The sequence below is a fragment of the Desulfobulbus oligotrophicus genome (genome assembly GCF_016446285.1).
GTDB classification, from domain to species: Bacteria; Desulfobacterota; Desulfobulbia; order Desulfobulbales; family Desulfobulbaceae; genus Desulfobulbus; species Desulfobulbus oligotrophicus.
In genome coordinates, this window is record NZ_CP054140.1 from 2,000,587 (window position 1) to 2,026,373 (window position 25,787).

The 25,787-nt window shown below is 55.8% G+C and carries 31 protein-coding genes; all 31 read right to left on the bottom strand.

Going from position 1 to position 25,787, the window contains the following annotated elements; translation table 11 throughout:
* Positions 1–9 precede the first annotated feature (9 nt).
* Complete coding sequence (gene fliK, locus HP555_RS09000; protein WP_199261694.1) at positions 10–1,455, bottom strand: flagellar hook-length control protein FliK; 1,446 nt, start codon at positions 1,453–1,455, stop codon at positions 10–12.
* Positions 1,456–1,622: 167 nt separating this feature from the next.
* Positions 1,623–2,300, bottom strand: a complete 678-nt coding sequence (locus HP555_RS09005; protein ID WP_199261703.1) for a flagellar brake protein — start codon at positions 2,298–2,300, stop codon at positions 1,623–1,625.
* Positions 2,301–2,347: 47 nt separating this feature from the next.
* Entirely contained in the window at positions 2,348–3,100 is a 753-nt protein-coding gene (locus tag HP555_RS09010) for a PilZ domain-containing protein (protein ID WP_199261705.1), read from the bottom strand.
* Positions 3,101–3,197: 97 nt separating this feature from the next.
* Positions 3,198–3,602, bottom strand: a complete 405-nt coding sequence (locus tag HP555_RS09015; RefSeq protein WP_199261707.1) for a hypothetical protein — start codon at positions 3,600–3,602, stop codon at positions 3,198–3,200.
* Positions 3,602–4,051 carry a flagellar export chaperone FliS gene (fliS, locus tag HP555_RS09020; protein ID WP_199261709.1) on the bottom strand — a complete coding sequence of 150 codons (450 nt, stop codon included), beginning with the start codon at positions 4,049–4,051 and terminating at the stop codon, positions 3,602–3,604. Before fliS ends, HP555_RS09015 begins: the two co-directional genes overlap by 1 nt.
* Complete coding sequence (gene fliD / locus HP555_RS09025; RefSeq protein WP_199261711.1) at positions 4,048–5,409, bottom strand: flagellar filament capping protein FliD; 1,362 nt, start codon at positions 5,407–5,409, stop codon at positions 4,048–4,050. Before fliD ends, fliS begins: the two co-directional genes overlap by 4 nt.
* Before the next feature lie 24 nt (positions 5,410–5,433).
* On the bottom strand, positions 5,434–5,778 hold the full coding sequence (locus HP555_RS09030) for a flagellar protein FlaG (RefSeq protein WP_199261713.1): 345 nt from the start codon (positions 5,776–5,778) through the stop codon (positions 5,434–5,436).
* Between the two features lie 126 nt (positions 5,779–5,904).
* On the bottom strand, positions 5,905–6,738 hold the full coding sequence (locus tag HP555_RS09035) for a flagellin domain-containing protein (RefSeq protein WP_199261715.1): 834 nt from the start codon (positions 6,736–6,738) through the stop codon (positions 5,905–5,907).
* 515 nt (positions 6,739–7,253) lie between these two features.
* Positions 7,254–7,676 carry a flagellar assembly protein FliW gene (locus HP555_RS09040; protein WP_199261717.1) on the bottom strand — a complete coding sequence of 141 codons (423 nt, stop codon included), beginning with the start codon at positions 7,674–7,676 and terminating at the stop codon, positions 7,254–7,256.
* Positions 7,673–7,918, bottom strand: a complete 246-nt coding sequence (gene csrA, locus HP555_RS09045) for a carbon storage regulator CsrA (RefSeq protein WP_199261718.1) — start codon at positions 7,916–7,918, stop codon at positions 7,673–7,675. Before csrA ends, HP555_RS09040 begins: the two co-directional genes overlap by 4 nt.
* Positions 7,919–8,072: 154 nt before the next feature.
* Positions 8,073–9,047 carry a flagellar hook-associated protein FlgL gene (flgL, locus tag HP555_RS09050; protein ID WP_199261720.1) on the bottom strand — a complete coding sequence of 325 codons (975 nt, stop codon included), beginning with the start codon at positions 9,045–9,047 and terminating at the stop codon, positions 8,073–8,075.
* Positions 9,048–9,050: 3 nt separating this feature from the next.
* A complete protein-coding gene (flgK, locus tag HP555_RS09055) occupies positions 9,051–10,448 on the bottom strand; it encodes a flagellar hook-associated protein FlgK (RefSeq protein ID WP_199261722.1) in 1,398 nt (465 codons plus the stop codon).
* A 231-nt stretch (positions 10,449–10,679) separates the two neighbouring features.
* The gene (locus tag HP555_RS09060) at positions 10,680–11,033 is read right to left on the bottom strand and encodes a flagellar protein FlgN (protein ID WP_199261724.1); all 354 of its coding nucleotides are present in this window, start codon (positions 11,031–11,033) and stop codon (positions 10,680–10,682) included.
* A 4-nt stretch (positions 11,034–11,037) separates the two neighbouring features.
* On the bottom strand, positions 11,038–11,325 hold the full coding sequence (locus tag HP555_RS09065; protein ID WP_199261725.1) for a flagellar biosynthesis anti-sigma factor FlgM: 288 nt from the start codon (positions 11,323–11,325) through the stop codon (positions 11,038–11,040).
* A 21-nt stretch (positions 11,326–11,346) separates the two neighbouring features.
* A complete protein-coding gene (locus HP555_RS09070) occupies positions 11,347–11,910 on the bottom strand; it encodes a hypothetical protein (protein ID WP_199261727.1) in 564 nt (187 codons plus the stop codon).
* Between the two features lie 141 nt (positions 11,911–12,051).
* Positions 12,052–12,366: a rod-binding protein gene (locus HP555_RS09075; protein WP_199261729.1), complete on the bottom strand. Its 315-nt coding sequence runs from the start codon at positions 12,364–12,366 to the stop codon at positions 12,052–12,054.
* A gap of 21 nt (positions 12,367–12,387) precedes the next feature.
* Positions 12,388–13,509 carry a flagellar basal body P-ring protein FlgI gene (locus HP555_RS09080; protein ID WP_233249127.1) on the bottom strand — a complete coding sequence of 374 codons (1,122 nt, stop codon included), beginning with the start codon at positions 13,507–13,509 and terminating at the stop codon, positions 12,388–12,390.
* Between the two features lie 20 nt (positions 13,510–13,529).
* Positions 13,530–14,264 carry a flagellar basal body L-ring protein FlgH gene (locus tag HP555_RS09085; protein ID WP_199261731.1) on the bottom strand — a complete coding sequence of 245 codons (735 nt, stop codon included), beginning with the start codon at positions 14,262–14,264 and terminating at the stop codon, positions 13,530–13,532.
* Positions 14,265–14,266: 2 nt separating this feature from the next.
* On the bottom strand, positions 14,267–15,229 hold the full coding sequence (gene flgA, locus HP555_RS09090; protein WP_199261733.1) for a flagellar basal body P-ring formation chaperone FlgA: 963 nt from the start codon (positions 15,227–15,229) through the stop codon (positions 14,267–14,269).
* Positions 15,229–16,011, bottom strand: coding sequence for a flagellar basal-body rod protein FlgG (flgG, locus tag HP555_RS09095; RefSeq protein ID WP_199261735.1), 783 nt, complete (start codon positions 16,009–16,011; stop codon positions 15,229–15,231). Before flgG ends, flgA begins: the two co-directional genes overlap by 1 nt.
* Before the next feature lie 50 nt (positions 16,012–16,061).
* Positions 16,062–16,793 carry a flagellar basal-body rod protein FlgF gene (flgF, locus tag HP555_RS09100; RefSeq protein WP_199261737.1) on the bottom strand — a complete coding sequence of 244 codons (732 nt, stop codon included), beginning with the start codon at positions 16,791–16,793 and terminating at the stop codon, positions 16,062–16,064.
* A 100-nt stretch (positions 16,794–16,893) separates the two neighbouring features.
* On the bottom strand, positions 16,894–17,304 hold the full coding sequence (locus HP555_RS09105) for a nucleoside transporter family protein (protein ID WP_199261739.1): 411 nt from the start codon (positions 17,302–17,304) through the stop codon (positions 16,894–16,896).
* 22 nt (positions 17,305–17,326) lie between these two features.
* A complete protein-coding gene (locus tag HP555_RS09110; protein ID WP_199261741.1) occupies positions 17,327–18,061 on the bottom strand; it encodes a FliA/WhiG family RNA polymerase sigma factor in 735 nt (244 codons plus the stop codon).
* A gap of 39 nt (positions 18,062–18,100) precedes the next feature.
* Positions 18,101–18,997 (bottom strand): MinD/ParA family protein, encoded by an 897-nt coding sequence (locus HP555_RS09115; protein ID WP_199261743.1) that lies wholly within the window; start codon positions 18,995–18,997, stop codon positions 18,101–18,103.
* Positions 18,990–20,258, bottom strand: coding sequence for a flagellar biosynthesis protein FlhF (flhF, locus tag HP555_RS09120; protein ID WP_199261745.1), 1,269 nt, complete (start codon positions 20,256–20,258; stop codon positions 18,990–18,992). The genes HP555_RS09115 and flhF overlap by 8 nt, the downstream gene beginning before the upstream one ends.
* Positions 20,248–22,350 (bottom strand): flagellar biosynthesis protein FlhA, encoded by a 2,103-nt coding sequence (flhA, locus tag HP555_RS09125; RefSeq protein WP_199261747.1) that lies wholly within the window; start codon positions 22,348–22,350, stop codon positions 20,248–20,250. Before flhA ends, flhF begins: the two co-directional genes overlap by 11 nt.
* A gap of 3 nt (positions 22,351–22,353) precedes the next feature.
* Positions 22,354–23,418: a flagellar biosynthesis protein FlhB gene (gene flhB / locus HP555_RS09130; protein ID WP_199261749.1), complete on the bottom strand. Its 1,065-nt coding sequence runs from the start codon at positions 23,416–23,418 to the stop codon at positions 22,354–22,356.
* Positions 23,419–23,580: 162 nt separating this feature from the next.
* Positions 23,581–24,360, bottom strand: coding sequence for a flagellar biosynthetic protein FliR (gene fliR, locus HP555_RS09135; RefSeq protein ID WP_199261751.1), 780 nt, complete (start codon positions 24,358–24,360; stop codon positions 23,581–23,583).
* Positions 24,361–24,381: 21 nt separating this feature from the next.
* A complete protein-coding gene (fliQ, locus tag HP555_RS09140; protein ID WP_199261753.1) occupies positions 24,382–24,651 on the bottom strand; it encodes a flagellar biosynthesis protein FliQ in 270 nt (89 codons plus the stop codon).
* Between the two features lie 26 nt (positions 24,652–24,677).
* On the bottom strand, positions 24,678–25,418 hold the full coding sequence (fliP, locus tag HP555_RS09145; protein ID WP_199261755.1) for a flagellar type III secretion system pore protein FliP: 741 nt from the start codon (positions 25,416–25,418) through the stop codon (positions 24,678–24,680).
* Positions 25,415–25,786, bottom strand: a complete 372-nt coding sequence (locus tag HP555_RS09150; protein WP_199261757.1) for a FliO/MopB family protein — start codon at positions 25,784–25,786, stop codon at positions 25,415–25,417. Before HP555_RS09150 ends, fliP begins: the two co-directional genes overlap by 4 nt.
* Position 25,787 lies beyond the last annotated feature (1 nt).

A 25,787-nucleotide genomic window follows, 5' to 3' on the forward strand; every position in this document is an offset into this window, starting at 1 on the left:
ATCTGTCTGTTATGCCTTGGTGTCGATAAAGGAGGTCGCATCACCGATCACCCTGGTGAGCAGTTTTTTAAACGGCTCTTCAGCACCGGGAAGGAATCGGGCCGAGATCGGGGAGGCGCTCGAAATCCACTGTTCCAGCTCTTCCCGAAAGGCGGCAAGATAGTCGGCCTGTTCCATCTTCTCTGTCACAAAGGTAAGGTGAAGTCGGCCGTCGGATTGGTGCATCTCGATCTCCAGACTGCCAAGGCCTTCGAGCTGTACGTGCAGGGTCACACTGTCGCTGGAGTTGCCGGTTTTCTTGTGGTCGGGTTGCCGGCCGGAATGGTCCTGGTCAACAAAAAGGTATCCCTGTTGCAGGAAGGGAAACAGGAGGGGGAAAAAGACCAGAGATTCCCCGGCCAGTTTCAACTGCACAAGCTGGTAGAGCTCAAGGTGCTGGATAAGCTGCTCAGAGCTGACCGAACTTTGCGCTGTTGACTGTCCTGCCTGTGCGGCGGCTAAAAGCGCACACTTGAGTGTGTTGAGTCCCTCGTCTGCTCGGCCCTCAAGAAAGAGCCGTTCCAGATTAAGCCCCAGGCGGTTGCAAAAATCCGCCATCTGGGCACCGCTTTTGGGCCACGATGCCTCTTCCGGTCCGCTGTCTGCCTGCGTCAACAGGCCGAACAGTTGCGCAAGCCGTTCCAGGGCGGAACTCTCCCTGTTTTCTGCAAGAAGAGAGAAGAGCGGGGCAAGGGCGGTGGAGGTGAGTGTTGTACTGTGCTCAATCTGCTCCATGGCGGCGCGCAGAAGGCCATCGATGATCGCTGTACCCGGCAATGTGGCTGTACTGAGAAACTGCAGGACCGATGGCGTTTCACCTCTGTCGGCGGCTGCAGTGAAAAAGGCTGCCAGCTCTGCTGCAAACTGTGTGATGCCAGGCGGGAGCAGGGCATCATTGCCCAGCTGCTGCAACAGTGCGCCTGCTGCCTGTACATGCTGCCGGAATGCCGGGGAGGCCGACAGAGCACCATCCTGAACCACGCGGCCGAACCCCTGGGCAGTATCAGCGTACCAGAGGAGTGTTGCCCGCAACGCAGGGTTTAACTGCTCAAGAAGTCCGGTGTCCGTTGTGAGTGCTGATAATGCCGGGCCCAGCGAAGTCTGTTGCGAGAGTAGGGGCAAAAGGGTGACAAGGTGCTGTCTGGCCGGGTCATTGGTGATGATCTGCAACTCTACCTGTGGGGTCAGCGAGACCACCTGCAGGTGGAGCTGTTGGCCGGGCTGCAGGTTGACGGTTGTCCGGGCTGTCAGAGTCTGCCCGTTCACTGTCAGGGAAAATTGCTGGTCACCGCTTTTGGCATTGACCACACCACGTAAAAGCTGCCCCTGATGAAAGGCCGGGGGCTCCTGCTGCTCACCTGCAGGGCGGACAGGAAGAGAGGCGTGTATCCTGGGGATGGCGGCCAGGGGATTCACAGCAGATCTTCTCTTTTATCCCGGGGTTTGCGAACGTGTCTGTTTTCCGGCATGGCAGCAGCATCTGCAGGTCGGTGAGGTGATACCGGATTGGGAGGATGGTTGTTGAGTGCACCGTGCAAAAGCAGCAGCACTTCCTGAGCGTGCTGTTTCTGAAGTGTTGTTGTTCAAAACAGCTTACCGGCGTTTTCCCGCAGTTGACGTCGCTGTTCCTGCAGGCAGCAGGAGATGAGCTGATCACGTATCTTGGCGGCTATATCGGAAAAATGAAAGGCAACCTGATACTTGTTTTTCCGGATCCTGTACGAGCGGATAACATCGGCCGAACATATGATGGGCGGCTCAGCAGCAGAGGTGGTGATGGTCAGTTGAATGCGAGATGGGCTGGGTGGTTTTTCCGGAAAAACAGCCAGTACACCGCCGCCGCTCAGATCAAGCGTGGTGCCGCTCATGGTCCAGTCCGCTGTGTCGTCTTCTGTCTGATTTCCCTCGTGGCGGGCCTCTATCGGCAGCTGAATGGATACCCGGAAATAGTTGCGCAACGATTCCGGGGAGAGCGGTTTATGGGCGGTGAAGCCAAGGCGCCGATCATCGATCACCCTGTCAAGTTGTGCAATCAGACTGACGGTGTGGCCCGAGTGCTCTATGTTGAGGATGCAGTCGGCCCCTGTCTGGAGAGCATCAGCGCGAAAGGCATTGGGAGGAAACACCAGCTCCAGGCTGTGGTCCTCTTTTTTGGCCAACACGGCTTCGGAGCGAAAGTACTCGTTTTCGTTTCCAGGGAGATCAACCACTGTACGCGCGTTGTTATACAGTTTGTCGAGAATTTCAGTAAGAGCAGTCACGGGCACTCACACAACCTATAAAGAAAAAAAGTTAGGCCTGCACCAGCTTAAGAAGCCTGGGATTCAATACCCTCCAAACGCACCCGCATGCGGAGATACCGGCGTTGCAGCTCAAAACAGCAGGCCATGATCTTGTCCTGACTTTCCGTATCGATCACATCAAAGTGAAGGGCGATGTGATAGAAGTGCTCTTTTATTTTCCGACACCGTACCACATGGCCCAGGGCAATGATCACTTCCGTGCCGCGGGCGGGGAGGGTTAACTCAATTCTGGCCCGGGTATGTGGTTCCAGAGGTTCATGAAAACTGCACAGTACGCCGCTGCCGCTTAAATCAATGGTGTCTCCCAACAGTCGCCAACTCTCTTCTTCACTGACAACAGCTTCCTGTGCCACCGACGAGGCCGCAATCGGCGTGGCGGCGTCTACTCTGAAGTAGTTTCGTGCATGGGCATGGGTAACAGTTGCTTTGGCGGTCAGTTCCAGGGCACTGTTGCTGACAACACTGTGGATGGTGGCAGTGATGGAGACCGTTTGATTGGTAAATTCAAAGTGCACGAGACAGGAACGACTGCTGTCAACCTGTTCTGCAGAGAACGTGCTGTCCGGAAACGACAGGATAAAGTTCGGCAATTCACCTTTTGTGTAAAAACAGTACACCTTTTCTTCTGTGGCAATGCCAACCAGAGGTATTGCCGCTCGTACAGCGGTTCCGTCTTTAACGGTGCTGAGGAAGTTCGTCAACAGTGGCAATGGCGTACCTTCTTGTGCATGAAAAGGATTCTGTAAGTAGCTTGCCACAAGCAGTTGAGGAAGAAAAGAAATTTTTAAGAAAACCGAAAAGAATCGAGGAGTGCCGACCACCTGTGCAAAGAGGACAAGGTGTTACCTGAAGGGACTATCCGGCAGAAGACAGGAGCGCACCCACCGGTCGCGCCCCTGAACGGTACCCCTGTAACGACGAGGCACCCTTGTGCAGGGTGTGCAGTTCGCTGCGGTGGTGGGCAAGCCTGGTCTGTACCTGTGGTAGCAGCTGCTGGTTGCGGGTGTGGATACCCTGCATCAGCTGCAGCCACGCCCGGGTTGCCGGATGATCGAGCAGCAGCGGTTGGCCGGCAAGCTGCTCCATCAGCAGGGCGTCATCTGTTCTGGTCTTTTCCTGGAGCTGTTCCATCTGCCCGTGCAGTTCGGCAATACGCTCCTCTTCATTCTGCACAGCAGCCTGTGCAAGCTCCATGCTCAGTTGATCAAGCTGCTGATACCGGGAAACGATCTGGTGGAGAAGAGTAAACGTTTCCATCATTACATCGCCGCTGCCAGAGGTCGATAGGTTGCCGCCGCCTCGGGCCCGGTCGGTATACCGGCTGCAGCGCGCTTCTCGTTTTTGTTGATCTCAATGGCCTGTGCCCAGGTGGCGCGCAGATCAACGAGCATCTCTTTTACCTCAATCAGCGGGGTTGCCTCGTTTTTCAGGTTTGCCTGCATCATCCGGGTCAGCATGTAACGGTACAGGGCATCCAGATCAGCGGTCAGCTGCGCATCCCGGCTGTGATCCAGGGTGGCGGCAAACTCCGAGATGATGGCTGTGGTCTTGTTGATGAAGAGGGTTCGCCGGTCAATCTGATTGTTGTCAATCGCCTGGATAGCGAGGCTGATAAAGCGGATGGCACCATCGTACAACATCAGAAGCAGTTGTTCAGGCGAGGCCGAAAAAACCGTGCTGGCCAGGTACTGGTTGGGGTATCCGCTCATTTCTTGCCTCCACTCATCATGTTGGTGAGCATGCTCATCTGCTGGGTCAGGTATGAAGATTGGGCATTGAGGCCGTTTACCAGTGTTTCCATGCTTCTGAACTGGGTTTCCAGCATCTTCTGCCGTTTTTCAAGACGCATCTCCATGGAGTCGATCCGGTTGTCTATCTTTTTGATGTTACTGTCAATACTGTCTTTACGTCCCTTTAAAAGGCCGGTTGAGGCACTGGTGATGGAATCCACATACTCGCGCATGCGCTTGGCCATGCCGTCTTCGCCTCCGTCACCGGCAAGCAGCTTGACCACACTGTCCAGGTTGTTGTCCACAGCCTCGGACAGTCGTTTGTCATTGACCTTTAAGGTACCGTCTTTCTGGGTTTCAAAGCCGAGTTCCGACAGCGTGGAAAAGACTCCGGAGTTGGCAAAGGGTGTGGTCAGCATGGTCTGCAGCCGACGCTTGATGGTGCTGACCCCGGAATCACCGCTGAGAATACCGCCTTTGCCTTCGCTTCTGGTGGACTGCGTGGTAATGAACTTGATTACCTCGTTGTACCCCTTGGCAAAGGCCTCAATGGTCTGTTTGATGCTCTCCCGGTCTACAGATACACTCAGATCCGTGATCTTGCCGGGCTCAGCCTGGAACAGATCCAGGGTCACTCCCGGGATTGCCTCGCTCACTGTGTTGGAGTCGCTGAAGATGTCAATGCCGTCCACCCGGATATGGGCGCGGGTTGCCTCCTGCACCGGCGACCCGATGGTCAGGCTGTCGGTACCGCCACTTAAGCTGCTGGTCAGGCTGAAGTCACGGCCCACATCGTTGCCGGTCAGCACAAGCCGGAAGGGCGTGTCAGTGCCGTCGTTGATAATGGCCGCGGTCACGCCGAGTTCAGCACTGTTGATGGCCTGCATAATGCCCTGCAGGGAGTTGTTCTCCGCCGAGATCTCAATGCTCTGACTCTCACCGCCCACGGTCAGAGTCAGAGAACCGGTGCCAAAACTGTTCTCAGTCCGACTGGCAACACCATTTGCCACTGATTTTTGCACCTGGGCCAGTGCCACAACCTCAATCCGGTAGCCTGCCCCGGCCTGGGCACTGCTGGAAACTGTGGCAGTACAGCAGGCATCCGAGCTGAGTCTGGCTGCCCGCTGCAACAGGGTGTCGTTCTTACCCAGGGTGCTGATGGCCTCACCAAAGGACTTCAGCTTGCTGTCCAGCTCGGTAAAGGCCTTTAAGCGGTTGTTCAGCCATGTCTTATCGTTTTCAAGCCGGTTCACCGGCTGCCGTTCCAGCTCCATCAGTTTTTCAATGATGGAGCCGGTATCCAGGCCTGTGGCCAGGCCGCCAAATTGAATGGTCATGGTTGTATCTCCCGGCGGATCGAATCAGCGAACAGTATCAACAAGATTACCGCTCATCTCCCGGAGCTGTTCGTTTAAGTGCAACAGCTCTTTAGGGGGGATCTGGCGGATCACCTCATCGGTCTCACTGTCAACCACCTTGACGATCAGGGCGTCGGTGTTCCCGTCACGCTCAAAGCGCACACTGTACAGTCCGTCTTCGGTGATGGCCTTGATCTGGTTGATCAGCTCTTCCGGGGGTGTTTTGTTGCCCTGCAAAGTGCCTTGCAGCTCCTGGTCGGGTTCCTGGCGACGGCGCTCAACCTGCTGCGCCGGTTCATTGCTTCGGGGTGGACTGAGATTGGCCGTACCCATTGCTTCGATGTTCATCTGGTGACCTCCCTGTCATCTGAACGTGGATGCGGAGTCGGGTTGGCTTGCAGTATGGTTCTGCCTGCCAACCGGACAGCACGGCCCGGAGCAGCCGATCAGGCTGCTCCGGGGTACGGGTTTGGGTTAGGAGAGCAGGCTCAGCGCCAGCTGCGGGTTCTGGTTGGCCTGGGCCAGGATGGACACCCCGGCCTGCTGCAGGATGTTGTTCTTGGTCATCTCCGAGGTCTCCTGGGCAATGTCTGCATCCAGGATGCGCGACCGGGCAGCAGCAAGGTTTTCCGATACGTTGCTGAGGTTGGCAATAGTGGACTCAAACCGGTTCTGATACGCACCCAGGTTGCCGCGGATCTCATCAACAGTTGCCAGGGCCGCATCAACAGCCGTGATGGCAGCATCTGCATCCCCCCCATCGCTTGAATCAGCAATACTAATTGCATCCACATTAAGGTCACTCGCAGTGGCACTACCGATAGTGACCTCAATCTTTTGTGAGTCACCGCTATCAGCGCCAACATGAAAGGTCATGGTGGGGGCAGTGCCATCCAAAAGTTTCCTGCCGTTGAACGTTGTATTGTTGGCAATACGGTCAATCTCCTCAAGGTTCTGAACCACCTCTGCCTGCAGGGATGCACGATCCTCCTCACTGTTGGTGTCGTTGGCTGACTGGACCGCCAGTTCACGGATCCGCTGCAGCAGGTTGGTGGTCTCCTGCAAGGCACCCTCTGCGGTCTGGGCCAGGGAGATCCCGTCGTTGGCATTGCGCACTGCCTGGTTCAGGCCACGGATCTGTGCGGTCATCCGGTCTGAGATGGCAAGACCAGCGGCATCATCCTTGGCCGAGTTGATCCGCAAACCACTGGACAACCGCTGCATGGACTTTGCCAGGTTGGTCTGGTTGGCGTTCAGGTGACGTTGGGCGTTTAAAGAAGCAATGTTGGTGTTAACTGTCAGTGCCATGATATTCCTCCATGAATAGTTTTTGGCTTGTTATTTCGCAGCATCCGTGCTGCTGGTTTTCAGTATCTGAACAAACTGGTACAACGATTAAGCTCTTCTGTGGCTGTTGTTGGTTCGTGTCCCTCCGTCTGTTGAGTTGTTTTAAAAAACGTGTGTGCTGGTTGGTTTGCAGCAGCACAAGCTGTGTTCCTTTGCCTCTCTTATCGAGCGGCACGATAGCAATCTTTAGCTCTTTTCTCTTCCAAAAGAGTAAAAAAGATAACTTTTTTAAAGAAATGTGTTTTCTCAGCTGGTTAGACAGGTATAAAAACCTCCTGCTGTTGCTGAAAAGGTACGGTTTGTAAACTTTAAACCGGAAGGTTGAAAAGGATGGGGCCGTATAAGCGGAAAAGAGCAGGCCTGATGCAAGCTGAAAGAGGCGATCTCTTCACCGGGCAGCTGGACAGATACCAGTCCGGCCCGGTGGAGGGGTTTGTCGGTTGAGCGATCTCAGAACAAGAAAAAACAGGTTGTGGTCAAGTGGTGGGCAGCGGCATACGGGTGCTGTAGCGGGGGTCTTCCACAATCACCTGCATGGCCCGATTGGTGGCCGGACTGTACAGGATAGGACCCTGGAGGTTGAGGGTGATCTGTTTCTGTTTGGAGATGGACACAATAACCAGTACAAAGCATGTGCCGGCAGCATCTGTTCCCAGGAGGTTCTGTTCAGCTGTATCAGGGACCACCCGGTAGTCAAGAAAGAAGTTGGTGGGATCGGTCACCACAACGGCAAAATCCGGGTCATCAACACTCTGAATCCAGAACAGGGGCCCCTGTTTTTTATTGGGCATCACCAGAAAGTTTTTCAACTGTTCCAGTCCGATCAATCCTTCCGGAAAGTGCAGGATATGCGATGGATCGTACGTAATTTCACCAAAACGGGTGTGGATGGTCTTCATTTCTTTAAGGCCCTGTCTGCAAGTTTGTCACTTAAGAGGTCCAGGTCGGTCATATCCCAGCCGGCAGCTGCCCCGATGTTTTCCTGCCGGATGCGATCGTACACCTCCTGGCGGTAGATCTTGGTGTCCTGGGGGGCATCGATACCGATGCGGATCCCGCCGTTTTTCACCTCGATAACTTTGACAACAATGGTGTCACCGATGAGGATACCTTCACCGGGTTTTCTGGTCAGCACCAGCATAGCCACTCCTGTTTAAAACCCCGGACCATTGCCCGGAAATGAGGAAGAGGGGAATCCTGCACATACCGTAGACCGTTTGAGCAGTGTGAACCTACGGTTGCCAGTATTCTGTAAACCGGGCTGAATGGCAAGTGGTTTTACCGGTGGCACGTGCTCAGAGATAGTTGAGGATGGAGAGCTGCGATACCTTGGACGTTATGCTCAGGGCGGCCTGCAGGGCGGTCTCCTGCTCCATGATGGCGGTAAAGGTTTCAAAGATATCGGCATCCTCATACCGGGAAAGTATCTGTTGCAGATCAACCCGCGTTTCCTCCTGATGGGCCATGGCGGTCTCCACACGGGCGGCCCGGTTGCCCAGCTGGGCGCGGAGCTGCCGGTTTTGCTGGGCAGCGCCCTCCAGATCCGCCAGGCCGGCCTGCATGTCGTCGCTGCTGTTGGCACGGATCGCCTCTTCAGCTCTGGTGAGTGTCACAAAGAGGTTGTAGCGGCCGGGTTCAGTGGCGTTTTGCGTCGGATCGGCCGGGTCCCAGCTGGTGGTGCCGAAAAACAGGTTGCTGCCGGTCAGGTTGATCGGAATCGTTTCACCGGGCGTGATCTCCAGGGTGGTGGCATGCGCGTCTCCCTGGTAGAGATAGGGCCAGGTTGACGAGTCGTCTGCATTGAAGAGGAGCGGGTCGTAGGCCGGGTTTTCCGCAAAGGGGACGGTGTTCTCCTGGTAGCCGGCAAACAGGTAGCGACCGTTGATTGAACTGTTGGCCGTGGCCAGCAACTCTTTGCGAAGGTTGGCCAGACTGTCGGCTAAAACCGTCCGGTCCTCTTCGTTCAGTGCGCCGTTGAGCGCGTTGGTAACGATCTCCTTGGCCTGCTGCATGATATTTTCCACATGATCAAGATGGCTGTCCGTGGCCTGCATGGTATCAAGCGACTTGCCCATGGTGTCCACGTACCGGTCAACATGGGCCAGCTGCTGCCGTATGTTGAACACCGGGCCCACGGCAGAGGGGTTGTCCGACGGCCGGTTGAGCTTCTTGTTGGTTGTGCCCATCAGACGCATGTCTTCAAGCTGCCGGGAGATGTCGTCAAGACGCGAGCCCAGCATGCGATAGGTGGTTGCTTGAGTGGCTTTCATGGCTTACCTCTTGAGTTCCAGAAGGGTGCTGATCATCTCATCCACTGTGGCCAGAAACTTGGCTGAGGATTCAAACCCCCGTTGAAATTGAATCAAATCGATCATCTCTTCTTCCAGTGACACGCCGGAGTAGCCGTCACGGAGGTTTTGCAGTTGCACGGTGGCATCCCTGGCCCCGCTGAGCGCCAGTCTGTTGCGGGCCGCCTCAATGCCGACCGTGGCAACGATCGTGCTGTAAAAGCTGTCAAAGGTGTCTTTGGTGCCGGCAACCTTGTGGCCGGTTTCCAGTTGCGCTATCCGCAGGGCAGCCTCGTTGTCACCGGGTGCGGCGGCCGGATTGCCTGCTGCTGCAACCTGGGAACCATCGGTCAGCACCACCCGGACGTTGCGGCTGGGCACATCGTTTGGCCCCAGGGTGGCCATATCCAGAAAAAAGTCGCGGCCGCTCACCCCGTCGGAGCCGTAGCCGCTGCGGTGTTCGGTATTGATCGCCTCGGTGAAGTCACGGGCCAGGGTGTTGAGATCCTGTCGAAGACCGGCAATGAACTCGTCGCGGATCGTAAACATGCCCTTCATCTTGCCGCCCAGGTTTTCGGGAAACACCTCAAGGGTTGATCCGGCAACCTGCAGCTGCAGATGGACATCCGTGCCGTTGGACACCGTGGTGATGGTTGAGGCCATATTCCCCTGCACCAGGGGCATACCGCCGGGCAACAGCAGATTGACCATGCCGCGGTTGTCGGTATAACTCTGTACGCCCAGGGCTTCCGACAGCTCATTGAGCAGGACATCGCGCTGGTCGCGGGCCGCATTGGCCGATTGTCCGGCAACCTCAACCATGCTGATCCGTTCGTTGAGTCTGGCCACCTCCGCGATCTTTTCGTTGAGCCCGTCGATTTCAGCGGCAATCTCCGTGTTCATGTTCTGCTGGATGGTGTCCAGTTCGGTGGTGATACCCTGAAAGGCGTCTCCTAGAAACTGGCCGCGCTGAATGACGATGTCGCGCTCCACCTGGCCGTTTGGATTGGTGGTCAGCTCTCGCCAGGCGTCAAAGAACTCGTTGATCTGGGTTGCCAGGTTATCTTTTCCGATATTGAACACCCGCTCCAGTTCGGCCAGGGAGTTTGATTTGCCGGTCTCTTCGCCGTACTCAATGGATTTGCTCTGCAGTTGCTGGTTGATAAAGAGGTTGTAATCCCGGCTCACAGAGGTGACCGCCACTCCCTGACCGATGAAGAAATCCCCGAAGTTGAGCGCAGGCACATCCGAGAGGTCTGCCCGTTGTCGCGAGTAACCGGCGGTATTGATGTTGGCGATGTTGGTGCCGACAACCTCGATGGACTTCTGATTGGTCAGCAGACTCGTCTTACCGGCATTGAGGGCGTTGAGCAGGCTGGTCATGTATCGGTTCCTGTTCGTGGCTGCATAAGTTTAGCTGGTTAAGGGGCAAACCTTTTACCGCCCCCGGCTGGGCAGGCGGATGATTTTCCCTGTTTCTCCTTGTATCGGCAGATTCGTGGCAGGACTTAAGTCCCTGACCGATTTATCCGTACCAGACAGAGCAGGATGGATAAGTTTGCTGTTTTGTTGCAGCGGGAACGCGGCAGCAGAGAGAAGAAGGAGAAAGGGGGATTAAACGCGTCCGGAGAGAAGACGGCCGTTGATGATGCTGTCCTGAGAACGTGCGTGCTGGCTGTAGGTGACCGGCACGGTTTTCCGGCCGAAGAACTCCATGGTCTCCTGGATCCAGTTTAAAGTCGCCCGGAAAAGATAGGCGTTGCGGCGGTTTTCCTGCCGGATCTCCTGGGCGAAGAGCCGGTCGTCGGGGTGCAGATCAGTGACCCCGCTCAAGGCATGGAGCAGTCCTTCCTTGCGCTTGACATCAGCGAGCATGGCGTTGATGTCAAGCGCCTTGGCATGTTCGCGTTCCTGGCGGATGGTATCGCGCAACTGAGTGAGCAGCATGCGAACGGTTTCTCTTTCCATGCTGTCAGCCATCCACCAGAAATCGTAACAGACTGGAGGCAACCTTGTTTAAGTCAGGATCGTACTGGCCGCTGGCCACCTGTCCTTTCAGGGCCTGTACCCGGGCGGCACGTTCCGCCTCTTCAGCTTTGGCCGGACCCGAAACATGGCCTGCACCATGAAGGGAAGAGGCAAAGGAGGCCCCTTCTTTACTTTCGCTTTTCGAGGTTTTCTGTGTACCTCCGGTTGCGCCTGTTTTGTTGAGACCACCGATCTGTCCCACGCCTCGTACTCCAAAAAATTCCACAGTCATCGCGTTCACCTCAGGATAGAATCAAACCGCTGCCCTGGCGTCGGTAACCCATGTATCCAACTTCTGCATAACTGCATCGTAGGTGGTATAGGAGATGTCGGGTAACCAGCCGCCAAATGCTTTTTTTGCCTCGGCAAACCCCTGATCAATGCCTTTTTTAACGGCATCGATATGTGAGGGGTTGCCTCCTGCCAGACCAATGGCAAACTGAAAGATCCGCTCTGAGGTCTGTTCAACGCCAAAGTATCCGTCTTCGCTCACCAGCTCCTGCGCCTCTTCAACGGTAAGGGTCTCAAGGCTGATCTCGCCGCTGCCGGTGGCAATGGTGGTGTTGACACCTTGCTCCCGCAGCAGGTTGGCAACCAGATCCCTCAGCATGCTCAGTTGGGCGTTGCTGCCGGTATTCACCTGCAGGTTTTTTGAATAGGTGAGGGGTGGAGAGGGTTTTTGGTGCAGACTGATGTTGTCATCGGGTTGGAGTTGGCTGTCAGGAGGACGTAACCTGGAGTCAGCTGATAGACCAGCACCTGGCTGCTGACTGACAGGCAGGCTGCTGTACTGCGGGTTGGGGTTGATGTTCATCATGATTTTTCCTGCCTCCGTGCAGAGTATTTGAGCCGTCCTGGCTCGTTGGACAGGAAGTTTTTCTTCCTGTTGACTCTCTATCGGCTGGTGCTGGAAAAATCTTTAGGGAGGATTGTATTTTTTTTACAGAAGGTGAACAGATTATTTTTCCGGGGGCAGATTTTTTTCCATCTGGCGGTACATCTGCTCGGCAATACCGATGCTCTGCGTCCGGGCCATGGTTGCGGCGAGCTCCTGATGGATCATCTCTTCAAACATCGCGGTGGTACTGTTCTGTGCAAACAGACTGTTTTCCGGCACGGTCTTGCGCATGGCCTGAAAAAGTGACTGAATAAAGATCGCTTCAAAATCCTGGCAGGATTTTTTCAAGGCTTGCCGATCCATATCTGCAGACTGCCTGTCGGCAACAGGATTGGTGGTCATGGGAGGAAGGATAGGCGTTAAGAGTGTTTTCATGGGTCTGTTGAGAGTCTGTTGTCAGAGAATAATGAGTTCACCCTGCAGGGCACCGGCAGCCTTGATGGCCTGGAAGATGGCAATGAGATCCCGGGGGGTGGCACCGATGGCATTCAGGGCCCGGGCCACCTCACCTAGGTTGATGCCCTTGGGCATGACAACCAGGTTACCGGCCTCTTCGATAACGGCCAGATCGGTTCTCGGGGTGACAGTGGTCTGCCCTTCCGTCAGGGGATTGGGCTGATTGACTTCAGCGGATTCCGAAACCACCAGGCTGAGGTTGCCGTGCGATACGGCAACCGTGGCAATACGAACCTCCTGCCCCATGACAATGGTGCCGGTTCGCTCGTTGACCACAATCTTTGCCGGGCCGTCGGGTGCCACCTCGATCTTTTCCACAGCAGAGATAAAGTTCACGTTGTCGCCGGGATAGTGGGCAGGTTTGCTGACCCGGACGGTTCGTGAATCAATGGCTCTGGCGGTCCGGCTGCCGAAACGGGTGTTGATGGCCTCGGCGATGCGGGTTGAGGTTGTGAAATCGGTTTCCCGCAGCTGATACAGGATGTCGCCGGCAGCAGGGAGCTCGTAGTCAACCGCCCGTTCCACAATGGCGCCGCCGGTGATGCGGCTGGAGGTGGTGAAGTTCTTCTGTGCCTTGGCCGCCTTGCCGCCAAAGGCAATACCGCCCGCAGCCAGCGGCCCCTGCGCAACCGCATAGGTGCTGCCGTCAGGTCCTTTTAAGGGGGTCATCAGAAGGCTGCCGCCTGACAGGCTTGAGGCATCGCCGATGGAGGAGACCTGGATGTCGATGAGAGAACCCGGACGAACAAAGGGCGGCAGCTGCGCCGTGACCATGACCGCGGCCACGTTTTTGGTCTTCATCTGTTGAAACATTCCATCAGGCAGTGCCATGCCCATTCGTTTGATCATGTTGATGATAGCCTGCTTGGTGAACACCGACTTCTTGATGTCGTCGCCGGTGCCATTGAGGCCGATGACCAGGCCGTATCCGATCAGTTGATTTTCACGGACACCTTCAATATCGGCCAGATCTTTAATACGGGTGGCCTGGGCAGAGGTTGCCAGGCAAAGCAGAGCCGCGATCAGGAGAAAGGCGGTGCGGTACATTGATGAGCAGGGCATGATACAGTTCTCCAGTACAATCAGAAGGGCCAGGTGTGGTCAAAAATGCGGGTCAGCCAGCCGGGTTTTTGTTTGTCGGAAATTGCTCCCTTGCCGGTGTAGGTGATCTGCGCGTTCAGGATGTTGCCGGAATCCACAGTATTGCCGGCTGTCACATCGTGCGGCCGTACAATCCCGGTCAGGTAGATGATCTGATTCTCATTGTTCACGGCCACTGACTTGCCGCCGCGAATCTTGAGGTTGCCGTTGGGATACACCTCCACCACCTGAGCGGTCAGCGTGGCAGCCAGGTTTTCCGCCCGGGTTGTTTTGCCCCTGCCTTCAAACTGGTTGCCGGTGCTTGCCCCGATCATGGACGAGGGGGTGATTCTGGTTTTTTCCTCAACGCTTTCCTCCAGGCCGAAAAAACTGGAGATCCCGGCAGATATGCTGGAGTCACGCGATGTGTCGGTGGTGGCCTCCTTCGAGGCCTTTGCCTGCTCCTTAATAATGACCGTTACAATATCCCCCACCCGACGGGCCTTCACATCGGCCAGCCAGTTGCTGTCATCACCATTCCACAGGGTGCCGGGCGATTGTGGCCTGGGGTTGGCAACCACCGGTTCCTCCAGAGGTTCCACTGTGGTGATCTCCTGAACATGGGAGGCACAGCCACTCATACCATAGAGAAGCAGTAAAAGACTGAACAGGCAAAAAGCCCGGCCCGGATGCTGTCTGAAGGCCGGTGTATGTTGAGATGTGTACAGGCTGCGCATGGTTAAAACTCCACAGTAACAACGCCGGGTCCCTGGACCCGGGCGTAGATCATCTTGTTTGAACTGATGTTTTTGACCGTAATCATCTCACCCACACGGCCGTTGGTTCGTGCCAGTCCATGAGCAGAGACCAGCATGGTCTTTTTACGCGCCAGGATCTTGACCATCTCACCGTCTTTAACAACCGGCGGCAGGACAAGATGATCGGCCTTGAGCACCGTGCCGGCAGCCACGGTGCGCGCCATCTGCTTACCGATAACCTCGCTGATTTCTGAAAAAGGGGCATCAATGCCGGTGATGTCCTGACTCTGGACAAGGACATTGGCCGCTGACAGGATATCGCCACGTTGCATGCCGGTTACCGTGGTCACCACCTCGGCCTTTACCTCCAGCCTGCCGCGTACCACCTGGGTACCGGCCGGTTTGCCGTCAACCAGCAGGTGAATGACAAAACTGTTGCTGCCGACAATACCGGGTTTGGATGGCGTTACCTGCCAGCCCAGCTCACCGGGCGGCACCATCACCTCCTGAGGAGCATGGATCGGGATGAAGAGTATCTCGGCCGCCTTGGGCAGCAGGTCACTCTTTGCATCGATATAGGCGGTGATGATGTCAAAGAGTTGTTGTTGGTGAAGGATCTGTGTTGTCCGTTCAACAACCGTGGTCGGGCTGCCCTGCCAGTCGACATCAGCCACTTCCGGGCGGTTGCGTAAGCCGGTGATTACTGCCGCTGTCTGCAACTCCTTGGTCTTGCCCGGTGGTGGTGCCACGCCGACCACCAGCCGGCCGATCTGCTCTGTCAGATCCCCGTCGGGGCTGATATCGGCAATATCAGCCAGCATAATCCGGGCGGCGGTCACTGCCGCTGTTTTTTGGAAACTGACGGTTACCGGCGCCGCAAGACAGGGATGATGCCACAGCAGACAGCAAGTTGTCAGAACAAGGAGCTGAACAAGAGAGCGCATCACACCATGTTGGTAACAGTTCGCATCATCTCGTCTGAGGTCGTAATCACCTTGGAGTTGATCTCAAACGAACGTTGTGCCGTGATCATCTGGGTCAGTTCTTCCACCAGGTTGACATTGGAGTTTTCAATATACCCCTGCAGCAGGGTGCCGATACCGTTTTCACCGGGGGTGCCGATGAGGGCCGGTCCCGAGGCCTCGGTGTCACGAAAGAGGTTTTTACCGATGGCGATTAGTCCGGCGTCGTTGACAAAGTCGGCCAGATCGATGTTGCCCAGCTCGGTGGTTATGGTGTCACTGCCGAGGATGGCGCTGACGGTGCCGTCCGGGCTGATGGTGATTTCAAGGGCATCTTCCGGAATGACGATTTCCGGTTCAACGGGGTAGCCGTCCGAGGTGGTGATCCTGCCGTCTCCATCGAGTTTGAGGGTGCCGGCTCTGGTGTAGGCGGTTGTACCGTCGGGCATGGAGACCTGAAAGAATCCGGTCCCTTCAATGGCGATATCCAGCGGGTTGCTGGTCTGCACAATATCGCCGGTTGTGAAGATCTTCGTGACAGCAGCAGGTTTTACCCCCAGCCCCACCTGGATTCCCGTGGGTGAGGTGGTATCCGCGGAGGTTGGAGAACCGGGCACCTTGACTATCTGGTAGAGCAGATCCTGAAAGTCTGCCCGGCTTTTTTTAAAGCCCGAGGTGCTGACGTTGGCCAGGTTGTTGGCAATGACGTCCATGTTGAGGTTTTGAGCAGACATGCCTGTTGTTGCCGTCCAGAGAGATCGCATGGTTTTACCTCGTGTGCGATGTTTGGTGGAGTAAGGAGCAAAAAGAGATCTTAGAGCGAACCCAGTTCATCTTGTTTTTCACTGATTTTGGCAAAGCTCTCGATGGCTTTTGTGTGGGCTTCAAATAACCGCTGGGCAGCAATCATGGCGGTCATCTCTTCCATCATGTTTACATTCGAGGTCTCAAGAGAGCCCTGGATAACACGGTACTGCTGCATGGGCTGCGCCTCGCCGCTGTCCAGCCGATACAGGTTGTTGCTGATCTTCACCAGCTCCCTGTCGTCAGGCACGGTGAACACTGCCAGCCGGGCGTCGGAGAGGATGCCGTTGACAGCAATCTCGCCGCTTTCACTGATGGCAATATCCTTGCCTGAGGTGGTATCCAGCTGCAGCGGTGCATCGCCATTACCGATAACCGTATACCCGTCTGCAGTCTGCACCAGGCCGTTACTGTCCACCACAAAACTTCCGGACCGGGTGTACAGGGTGGTGTTGTCTTTCATGATCTTGAAAAGACCCGGACCATCGATGGCCACATCCAGAGATCGGCCGGTGGTCCGCAGGCCGCCCTGGTTGAAATCGGTTGCAGTGGTCCGGACACGGGTATGGTTGATGCCGGCAGCCTTTTCTGTCTGTTGCGTGCCCTTAAGGATGGCGGCAAAGCTCAGCCGATCCTTTTTAAACCCGGCGGTGCTGACGTTGGCCAGGTTGGCGGCAATGTTGTTGATGGCCTGCTCCCGTGACACTGCTCCACTGAGCGCGCTGTATTTTCCGGAACCCATGAGTAGCGTTGTTTCAGGTTGAGGTTGGTTCTGAGGCGATCATACTGTTCTTGTCGGTTGCCCGGCCGCCTTTCTTAACGGTTAAAGCCGTCATCCGGTGTCAGTGGTTGATTTTGGCGACCTGACTTAAGCTCAGGAGCTGTACGGCCTCCACGGTTGAGATATCAAGAATGGCGGCAATCTCCTCTGCTCCCAGTCCCTGAAGTGCCAGTTTGCTGAGAATCCGATACTTTTCCGGTGGTTGTTTATCCAGCTTTGCCAGATTTTCCAGCCGGGGACGCTGCAGTCCGGTGGTGAGGCTGGCGATTTTCAGGCTGGTCTTGAAACTCTCTTTATCGGTTTCAAAGCCTTCATCGGCAAGAGCTGCAGCGATTTTCTCCTGGAGCACCACAAGTCTGCGGGTTTCCTCTTCTCTTGTAAAGCGTTGTTTCCTGATCAGGAAGAGGATAACGAAACAGCACAGAATGACCAGACAGGCAACGGCTAAAGCCGGGAACAGGATGTCGGACATGGCTTGTACTTCCCCTCGGGTTTTATGGTTCGTAGAGATCGGAATTAATGAGCTTGACGCGCAGCTTCAACAGGGCCTGACTGTGGAGCTGGGAGACCCTGCCTTCAGAAACCTCAAGTATCTCCGCTATCTCCTTCTGGGTCAGTTCTTCGTAGTAGTAGAGCGCCACGACCAGCCGTTCTTTTTCCGCCAGCTCTTCTATCAGCTCCGCCAGAAGCCGGCTCATCTCAGACTGCTCGATGAGTTCATTCGGGATCGCTCCACTGATATCTTCAAGGTTGTCTAAGAAACTCCGGCCCTCTTCGGTATGATCCAGGGTCTCATGCAGACTGACACAGCCGAGATGACTGACCTCGGTTAACAGGTTCTGATACTCTTCAAGGGATATGTCCAGGGCGGCAGCCATTTCCAGCTCATCGGGTGAGCGCCCCAGACCGTGTTCGAGGCGGAGCATGGTCTGGGTGAGCAGGTTCTGCTTGTCGCGCATGGTGCGGGAAAACCAGTCGAGTCTGCGCATCTCATCAAAGATGGCTCCACGGACCCGATACTCGGCAAAGGTCTTGAATTTGGCCCCTTTGCCGGGATCGAACCTGTTGGCAGCATCAACAAGGCCGACCATGGCCGCACTGACCATATCCTCTTTGGTCATGAAACTCGGCACCTGGGGGATCATACGTTGTACCACCAGTTCGATCAGGGACATATTGTCTCTGATCAGTTGAGAACGGTCGTCAAGAGGGGGGACTGGTGGAAGCATGGCAACGGACTCTGTGTAGAATGATGGGGGTGGAGGTCGTCATTTCGCGTTGAATTCCAGAAGGCGTTTCCAGAAGAACTGGATGGAGCCCTTTGGCTGTATGGTTTGTGGTTCCTGGGCAACGGTTTTGGCCAGGGCCTTGAAGGCATGGCTGGTTCGGCAGTCCGGAAAGAGCTGCACAAGGGTCTGCTGCTTGCGAATGGCATCGATCATCAGTCTGTCGCGGGGGATCGAGCCGATGTAGTCAATGGAGATGTCAAGGTAACGGTTGGCCACCATGGTGAGTTTACGGTACACATCCAGGGCCTCTTCCTCGCTTTTGATACAGTTGACAATCAGGCTGAAGCGTTTTTCATGGTGCTGGGTCGAGAGCAGCTTCATCAGTGCGTAGGCATCGGTTATTGCTGTCGGATCGGGCGTGGTGACCACCAGGATTTCCTGAGCAGCCGTATTGAAGTAGGTGACGTTTTCTGAAATACCGGCTTCAGTATCAATGAGCACAAAGTCAAAATCACTGTTCATACTCTCCAGCGCATCCAACAGACGCATCTTCTGCTGACTGTCGAGCCGTGTAAACCGCTGCATCCCGGAGCCGGCAGGCAGAATCTTTATGCCTTCCGGGCCGTCAACAAGGATGGCTTCCAGATTCTGGTGACCGGCAAAAAAATGGTTGAGGTTGTAGCCCGGTGCCAGACCGAAGACGACATCGATATTGGCCAGTCCCAGATCAGCATCAAGGATGAGCACCCGCTTCTCCATGCGGGCGAGCAGGATGGCCAGGTTGGCGACAACAGCTGTTTTGCCGACCCCTCCCTTGCCGCTGGTGACCGACAGGACGCGGGTTGCCGGGCGACCGGGATGGGGTGCTGTTGGGTTTGAGTGGTTCATGTCCCGCAGGGTGCTTGCCTGGTCAGTATGATGGGTATGCTCAGCCATGGTGCAGATTTCCGTGATCGTTTATAATAAGGTCGGCGATGTCGGCCGGAGACGGCATCAGCAGGTCTTCCGGCACTCGCTGACCATTGGTCAGAAAGGAGATGGGGGTGTCGCTCTTGTAGTGAATGTTGAGGAGGACACCCAACTGTTCACACTCGTCGATTTTCGTGAAGATAAAGTTACTGATGGGCAGCACTGAAAATCGGCGGATCGTCTCTTCGACCTCTCTTTCCCGGGTGGCAGCCGAGAGAAGCAGGTGATGTTCAATGTTCAGCTGTGGTTTGAAAAAAGATGCCAGTTCCTGGATATCGATGTTGTTGCGCGGATTGCGCCCGGCAGTATCAATGAGGATCAGGTCCATCTCGCTGAACTTTTGCAAGGCCTGTTCCAGTTCGCCCGGATTAATCACCACCTCCAACGGCAGGCGCATGATCTCCCCGTACACCTTCAGCTGTTCGACTGCGGCAATACGGTAGGTATCAATGGTGATCAGACCGATACGCCCGTTAAACCGGCTCAGGTAGTGTGCCGCAATTTTGGCCAGGGTAGTCGTTTTACCGACACCGGTCGGCCCGATCAGGCTGAGACGGTACTGGCCGGTCCGGGGCCGTTGCAGTATCTGTTCCGTACTGAAGAGGCGGGTGATGGCGGTCTTCAGCACCGCCTGCGGGGAGTCGCTGCCCGGAGCACCGGCCTGCTCAAGGGTATCTCTGGTAAAACGGGCCACCACTCGCGCGGTTTCCTGGTTGATCCCGTAGCCGGTGAGAAATTCGGTGACCGGATCAACCGCGGCAGGTGTGACGGTTGGTTGACATGCCTGCACAGGTGAAGGGGTGACGGTCGCTGCCACAGGGGTGTCAAGCCGGCTGATCCGCTGCGAAAGGCCGCTGACCAGGCTGCGCAGCTCGGTCAGTTCATCCTGGATCTCCCGGGAGACCGGTGGCGGTTCTGCAACAGGAGGAGTGGAGGAGGGCTGTGGGGCAGGCTCACGCCGGGCCCAGAGTTCATCATAGGATATGTCGGCCTGCGGGGGAATACGTTTTTTCCGGACCGGAGGTCGAAGCGGGGAGAGGTGCGGTTGCCGCACCTCCGGCTGACGCCAGTCCGCGTCAACAGCAGCAGTGATCTCCATGATCGGTTTGCCGAGTATGCCGTTGCGGATCGTCCGTGTAGAGAGGATGAGTGCGTCCGGGCCCAGGGCCTCTTTCACCATCTTCAGGCCGGTGGCCATGTCCGGTGCCTCAAAGACTTTAACTTGCATTAACGGTCACCATGCCAACGGATTGGATGCGGATGTTTGAAGTGATTTCATTGTGTGACAGTACCATCAGATTGGGAAAGTACTGCTCCACCAGGCGGCGGACATGCGGGCGGATCTGTGGAAGAACCAGCAGGATCGGCTGCTGCAGGCCGGTTGTTGAGGTGAGCAGTGTGTTGAGGTTATCAAGTATCTTTTGTGCTGTTGTCGGGTCCAGGGCCAGGTAGCTGCCGCGTTCACGATGCTGGACAGCTGTCTGAATGGTCTCTTCCACCTTACGGTCCATGGTCAGTACCGGCAGTGTATTGTCGGGCTGAACAAGATTTGCAGTCAGTGATCGCGACAGGGCATGGCGCACATATTCGGTCAGGATGTCGGTATCCTGGGTGAGTTGAGCGTAGTCGGCCATGGTCTCCAGGATGGATCGGAGGTCACGGATGGAGACATTTTCCCGTAGCAGATTCTGCAGTACCCGCATGATGGTGCTCAGATTCACCACATGGGGAACCAGTTCTTCAGTGAGTTTCGGATAAGTTTTGCTGAGATTATCAATCAGATTCTGAGTTTCCTGACGGCCCAGAAGTTCATAGGCGTGTTTCTTGATTATTTCGCTGATGTGTGTCGCCACCACCGTGATGCAGTCCACCACGGTGTAACCGGCAATCTGCGCCTGTTCCCGTTTGTCTTCGGTAATCCAGGTGGCCGGAAGATCAAAGGCCGGTTCCCGAGTGGGAACCCCCTTGATGGTTTCCGTTACCAGACCCGGATCCATGGCCATGTAGTAGCCGGGCATCATCTCCGCAGTGGCAACCACCACCCCTTTGAGACTGATGGTGTACTGGTTGGGGTTGAGTTGCAGATTATCTTTGATATGAATCGGCGGTACAATGAAACCGGTGGTCAGCGCGAACTGTTTGCGGATCGACTGGATACGGGTCAGGAGCTCTCCGTCCTGGTTGGCATCGACAAAGGGGATCATACCGTAACCGACCTCAAGCTCAATCAGATCAACGGTGAGCATCTTCTCATAGTCCTGATCCGGTTTGATCACCGGCTGAGGCTGGTGCTCCATCACATCGTCCACTGGTTTGGCGGCCTCTGCTTTGTCCAGGTGATAGGCGCTGTAGCCGAGAATACCCGACAGGACGAGGAAAGGCAGGAAGGGCAGGCCGGGGATGAGCGCAAAGCCGAGGAGGATGGCGGCGACAACCCACAACGCCTTGCTGTGGCGGGTGAACTGGCTTTTCATCTCCGCGCCGAAATCGTTACGACCGGCTGACCGGGTCACCAGCATGCCTGCAGCCGTGGAGATGATGAGCGCCGGGACCTGCGAGACCAGGCCGTCCCCGACGGTGAGGATGGTGTAGTTTTTTGCAGCCTCAGCCAGGGACATGCCTTTTTGCAGCACACCGATAATAAAACCGGCACCGATGTTGATCAGGGTGATGATGATACCGGCGATGGCATCGCCACGTACAAACTTTGAGGCACCGTCCATGGCGCCGTGGAAGTTCGCCTCATCAGCCACTTCTTCGCGCCGCTGACGGGCCAGGGTCTCATCGATCAGGCCGGCATTGAGGTCTGCATCAATGGCCATCTGCTTGCCGGGCATGGCATCAAGGGTGAAGCGGGCGGCAACCTCGGCAATCCGGCCGGCACCCTTGGTGATGACGATAAAGTTGATGATCACCAGAATGATGAAGATGACCAGACCAACCACATACGATCCGCCGACCACGAACTGACCAAAGGCCTCGATAACCGACCCGGCGGCGTTCATGCCCTCGTGGCCGTGAAGCAGGATCAGGCGGGTGGAGGCCACGTTCAGGGCAAGACGAAACAGGGTGGTGACCAGGAGGACGGATGGAAAGATGGAAAACTCCACCGCCTTTTCCGTGTACAGGCTGATGATCAGGATGAGGATGGCAATGGTGATGTTCAGGGCCAGGCACAGATCGAGGATGAGCGGCGGCAGGGGGATGATCATCAGCAGGAGGATGCCGATCAGCCCCACGGAGGCCATGATGTCACTGCGCCGGAGGAGTTCTGCCGGTCGCAGCCGGGCCAGTAGTGTTGAAGTGTTCACCGCTTGCATTGCTTATCGTCTTTTTAAGGAGTACACATAGGCCAGAATTTCCGCAACCGCCCTGAACAGCTCTTCAGGGACGGTCTGACCCACCTCAACCCTGGAATGCAATAATCTTGCCACCGGCGGGTTTTCCACCAGGGGGACGTGGTGGTCTTTGGCAATCTCCCGAATCTTTTTTGCAACCAGATCCCGGCCTTTGGCCAGGACAACCGGGGCGCTCATGCTTGTGGCATCGTATCTGATTGCAACCGCATAGTGGGTTGGGTTGGTGATGACCACATCAGCCGTGGGCACGGCGGCCATCATCCTCTGTCTGGCCATCTGCTGCTGGATGGAACGGATTTTTGACTTGATGTGTGGATCGCCCTCCGTCTCCTTCATCTCTTCCTTCTGCTCCTGCTTGGTCATCTTCATCTTCTGTTCCATCTCCCAGCGGACAAAGGCATAGTCCAGAACAGCCAGAACGATCATGACGCCGGCCACCTTGGCCATGACCAGGGCAGCGGTTTTGGCGAGAAAGATGATGGTGTGCTCCACCGGCGCATCGGTGAGGAGCAGGACCTTGTCAAATTCACTCTGCACGGTTTTGAAGGCCACCCAGCCGATGAGACCAACCTTTAACAGTGACTTGATGACCTCCATTATCGAGCGCTTGGAAAACAGTCGGGCCATTCCCTTGATGGGATCCAGTTTCTTCAGATCCGGTAACAGCGGCTGGGTGGTGAAGAGCCAGCCGATCTGCAGGAAGCTGGCAAAAAAACCGATCAGCAGGGCCATCAGAAAAAGCGGCAGCAGGGTGAAGGCCAGGGTGGCGCCGAGATAGTAGGCCAGCTGCATTATTGAGCTGGGTGTAACCGCATATTCTCCACTGGCCCGCCAGATAGCAGCTACGGCTTCTCTGATCTCTGCCCAGAAGATCGGCGCAAATCCCATCCAGAACAGTAAGATCAGGGTGAACATGGCCGCAGTCTGCACCTCACGGCTCTGGGCGACCTGTCCTTTTTTTCTGAAGTCGGCGCGTCGTTTCGCTGATGGGGTTTCTGTGCGTTCCCCGGTACTGTTCTCTTCGGCCATGGGTGTGTGCGGATCTGAAAGTTGCTGAAAAAGCTTCCGGCCGATGCACCCGGATCGATGAGCCGACAGAAGCTGTATGTAACGGGGCTAGCAAATTATGCACCCGGATTGCGGTCATGCTGCTGATTAAACAGCCCGTGGTGTTGTACCGGTCGGAGGCGGTCAGCCAAGTAACTGCAGGAGGGTGAGGATATGTTCACCGGTTAAGTCAAATTCACGACGGAAGACGGAGAAGATGGCGCCGAGTGTCAAACTTATGACTAGAAAGGTGATACCGATATTCAATGGAAAGGAGAGCATAAAGACATTGAGCTGCGGAAAGACCCGGGCCAGGATACCCAGCACCAGGTTGACGATGAGCAGTAAGGCAAGAATCGGTGCACTGAACCTGACACCAAGAGTAAACATGTTGCCGGCCAGTTTCATCAGTTCCTGAACAGCTCCCCCGGAAAAGTCGAGTGTTCCCGGGGGCAGCAGCACAAAGGATTCGATGATGGCATGAAAGAAAAAATGATGCATGTTCAGGGTGAGAAAGGCCAGCATGGCCAGAATGTTGACAAACTGGCTCATGAGCGACAGTTGCTGGGTGGTTTGAGGATCAAAGATATTGGCAGCGGCAAAACCCATCTGATAGCCGATGACGGTGCCGCCGAAGCTGATCGCCGCAAAGATCATCTGCGTGACAAGTCCGATCAGGGCGCCAAGGAGCACTTCGTTAACCAGCAGCAGGGCAAGGCCGGTCAGTGTGAGCTGTGCTTTTGGTGTGTAAGGGGCGATGAGAGGAAAGAGCAGCAGACTGATCATGACGGACAGACCGATCTTGAGCCTTCCTCCAATCTGACTGCCGCCAAAGACCGGGATGGCGGCAATGATGGCGATGACCCGAGCCAGGCAGACCAGGAAATCCTGTGTCTGCTGGAATGGAATAAACGGCAGGTCCATAGCCTTTATCCGAGCTTGCGGTTAACGGCCGACCGAGGCGATCTGCGTTATAGTGCCGGTGGTGAAGGTGACAAGCACATCCATGATCCAGGGACCAAAGATCAGCAGCGTGATGAAGACAGCAACAATCTTGGGAATAAACGTCATTGTCTGTTCGTTGATCTGCGTGGCGGCCTGGAAAATACTGATCATCAGACCGATGACCATGGCCGCAATCAACATCGGCGCAGCGGTCAGCAGGATGGTCTGTACCGCTGCTTTACCGACATGGATAACTGTTTCAGGGCTCATGGGGGATGACGGGATTTGGTTGAAATTTATACAAAGCTCTTCATCAGAGAGCCGACCACCAGCTGCCAGCCGTCAACAAGGACGAATAACAGCAACTTGAAGGGCAGCGATATGATGATCGGCGGCAGCATCATCATACCCATGGACATCAGCACCGAGGCCACCAGCATATCGATGACCAGAAAGGGGACGTAGATCATAAAGCCCATCTGAAAGGCGCGCTTTAACTCTGACAGCATAAAGGCCGGAATAAGGATGGCAGAGGAGAGTGCCTCTTTGTCTGCGGGCTGTTTCTCTTTGGTCAGGTCGATCAGCAGTTGCAGTTCACTCTCCTGAACCTGGCTGAACATGAAGGTGCGCATGACCTCCATTGAGCGGCTCAGGGCCTGCTGCTGGGTGATCTGTTCCTGCATGTACGGCTGCAGGGCCTGCTGGTTGATGGTGTTAAAGGTCGGCGCCATGACAAACAGGGTAAGAAACAGGGCCAGTCCCAACAGTATCTGGTTGGGCGGTGTGTTCTGGGTACCCATGGCCTGACGCAAGAACCCCAGAACAATGATGATGCGGGTGAAGGCCGTGGTCATCAACAGGATTGCCGGTGCCACGGTGAGAACGGTCAGCACCAGGAGGACCTGCAGTGCTGTGGAGACCTCAGCCGGAGTACCGGCATCACTGATGCCGAAGGTGACTGTGGGCAGGTTGACGGCAGAGGCTGCTGCGGGGATCAGAAAAAACAGAAGGCTGAAGAACAGGAGGCGACAGTTCATGAGTGCTCGGCCAGCAGTGAGGAAAAATCAGTTGCCTGTTTTTGCGGTTCAGAGCTCTGGTTGAGCTCGGCAAGTAAGTGGATGGCGTCGGGGCCGACGCCCAGCAGGTACTCCCGGCCACGGACCTCCACCAGGGTGAGCGACGATTTGGGGTGTATTGGGCGTACTTCCACAACATTGATGATGTGGTTGCCTCCTTTCTTTAAAAAGAACCGTTTTTTTGAAAGTCCGTACAGGGCAAGGATCAGGCCGATCACCACCATGAGGGCCCAGGCTGTCTGGAAAAGTGTTCCGGCCGGGGTCGGCGGTGGAGCGGCCCAGGCAATCTCAGGCAGGATGGTGAGAACGAGCAGATAGAGAACGTGCATG

Bases quoted from the DNA above. Each gene is read 5' to 3' on its own strand.
- HP555_RS09015 (WP_199261707.1), bottom strand. From the start codon at position 3,602: ATGATGGAAACGTTTACTCTTCTCCACCAGATCGTTTCCCGGTATCAG.
- fliS (WP_199261709.1), bottom strand. From the start codon at position 4,051: ATGAGCGGATACCCCAACCAGTACCTGGCCAGCACGGTTTTTTCGGCC.
- fliD (WP_199261711.1), bottom strand. From the start codon at position 5,409: ATGACCATTCAATTTGGCGGCCTGGCCACAGGCCTGGATACCGGCTCC.
- HP555_RS09030 (WP_199261713.1), bottom strand. From the start codon at position 5,778: ATGAACATCGAAGCAATGGGTACGGCCAATCTCAGTCCACCCCGAAGC.
- HP555_RS09035 (WP_199261715.1), bottom strand. From the start codon at position 6,738: ATGGCACTGACAGTTAACACCAACATTGCTTCTTTAAACGCCCAACGT.
- HP555_RS09040 (WP_199261717.1), bottom strand. From the start codon at position 7,676: ATGAAGACCATCCACACCCGTTTTGGTGAAATTACGTACGATCCATCG.
- csrA (WP_199261718.1), bottom strand. From the start codon at position 7,918: ATGCTGGTGCTGACCAGAAAACCCGGTGAAGGTATCCTCATCGGTGAC.
- flgL (WP_199261720.1), bottom strand. From the start codon at position 9,047: ATGAAAGCCACTCAAGCAACCACCTATCGCATGCTGGGCTCGCGTCTT.
- flgK (WP_199261722.1), bottom strand. From the start codon at position 10,448: ATGACCAGCCTGCTCAACGCCCTCAATGCCGGTAAGACGAGTCTGCTG.
- HP555_RS09060 (WP_199261724.1), bottom strand. From the start codon at position 11,033: ATGGAAAGAGAAACCGTTCGCATGCTGCTCACTCAGTTGCGCGATACC.
- HP555_RS09065 (WP_199261725.1), bottom strand. From the start codon at position 11,325: ATGACTGTGGAATTTTTTGGAGTACGAGGCGTGGGACAGATCGGTGGT.
- HP555_RS09070 (WP_199261727.1), bottom strand. From the start codon at position 11,910: ATGATGAACATCAACCCCAACCCGCAGTACAGCAGCCTGCCTGTCAGT.
- HP555_RS09075 (WP_199261729.1), bottom strand. From the start codon at position 12,366: ATGAAAACACTCTTAACGCCTATCCTTCCTCCCATGACCACCAATCCT.
- HP555_RS09080 (WP_233249127.1), bottom strand. From the start codon at position 13,509: ATGCCCTGCTCATCAATGTACCGCACCGCCTTTCTCCTGATCGCGGCT.
- HP555_RS09085 (WP_199261731.1), bottom strand. From the start codon at position 14,264: ATGCGCAGCCTGTACACATCTCAACATACACCGGCCTTCAGACAGCAT.
- flgA (WP_199261733.1), bottom strand. From the start codon at position 15,229: ATGCGCTCTCTTGTTCAGCTCCTTGTTCTGACAACTTGCTGTCTGCTG.
- flgG (WP_199261735.1), bottom strand. From the start codon at position 16,011: ATGCGATCTCTCTGGACGGCAACAACAGGCATGTCTGCTCAAAACCTC.
- flgF (WP_199261737.1), bottom strand. From the start codon at position 16,793: ATGGGTTCCGGAAAATACAGCGCGCTCAGTGGAGCAGTGTCACGGGAG.
- HP555_RS09105 (WP_199261739.1), bottom strand. From the start codon at position 17,304: ATGTCCGACATCCTGTTCCCGGCTTTAGCCGTTGCCTGTCTGGTCATT.
- HP555_RS09110 (WP_199261741.1), bottom strand. From the start codon at position 18,061: ATGCTTCCACCAGTCCCCCCTCTTGACGACCGTTCTCAACTGATCAGA.
- HP555_RS09115 (WP_199261743.1), bottom strand. From the start codon at position 18,997: ATGGCTGAGCATACCCATCATACTGACCAGGCAAGCACCCTGCGGGAC.
- flhF (WP_199261745.1), bottom strand. From the start codon at position 20,258: ATGCAAGTTAAAGTCTTTGAGGCACCGGACATGGCCACCGGCCTGAAG.
- flhA (WP_199261747.1), bottom strand. From the start codon at position 22,350: ATGCAAGCGGTGAACACTTCAACACTACTGGCCCGGCTGCGACCGGCA.
- flhB (WP_199261749.1), bottom strand. From the start codon at position 23,418: ATGGCCGAAGAGAACAGTACCGGGGAACGCACAGAAACCCCATCAGCG.
- fliR (WP_199261751.1), bottom strand. From the start codon at position 24,360: ATGGACCTGCCGTTTATTCCATTCCAGCAGACACAGGATTTCCTGGTC.
- fliQ (WP_199261753.1), bottom strand. From the start codon at position 24,651: ATGAGCCCTGAAACAGTTATCCATGTCGGTAAAGCAGCGGTACAGACC.
- fliP (WP_199261755.1), bottom strand. From the start codon at position 25,418: ATGAACTGTCGCCTCCTGTTCTTCAGCCTTCTGTTTTTTCTGATCCCC.
- HP555_RS09150 (WP_199261757.1), bottom strand. From the start codon at position 25,786: ATGCACGTTCTCTATCTGCTCGTTCTCACCATCCTGCCTGAGATTGCC.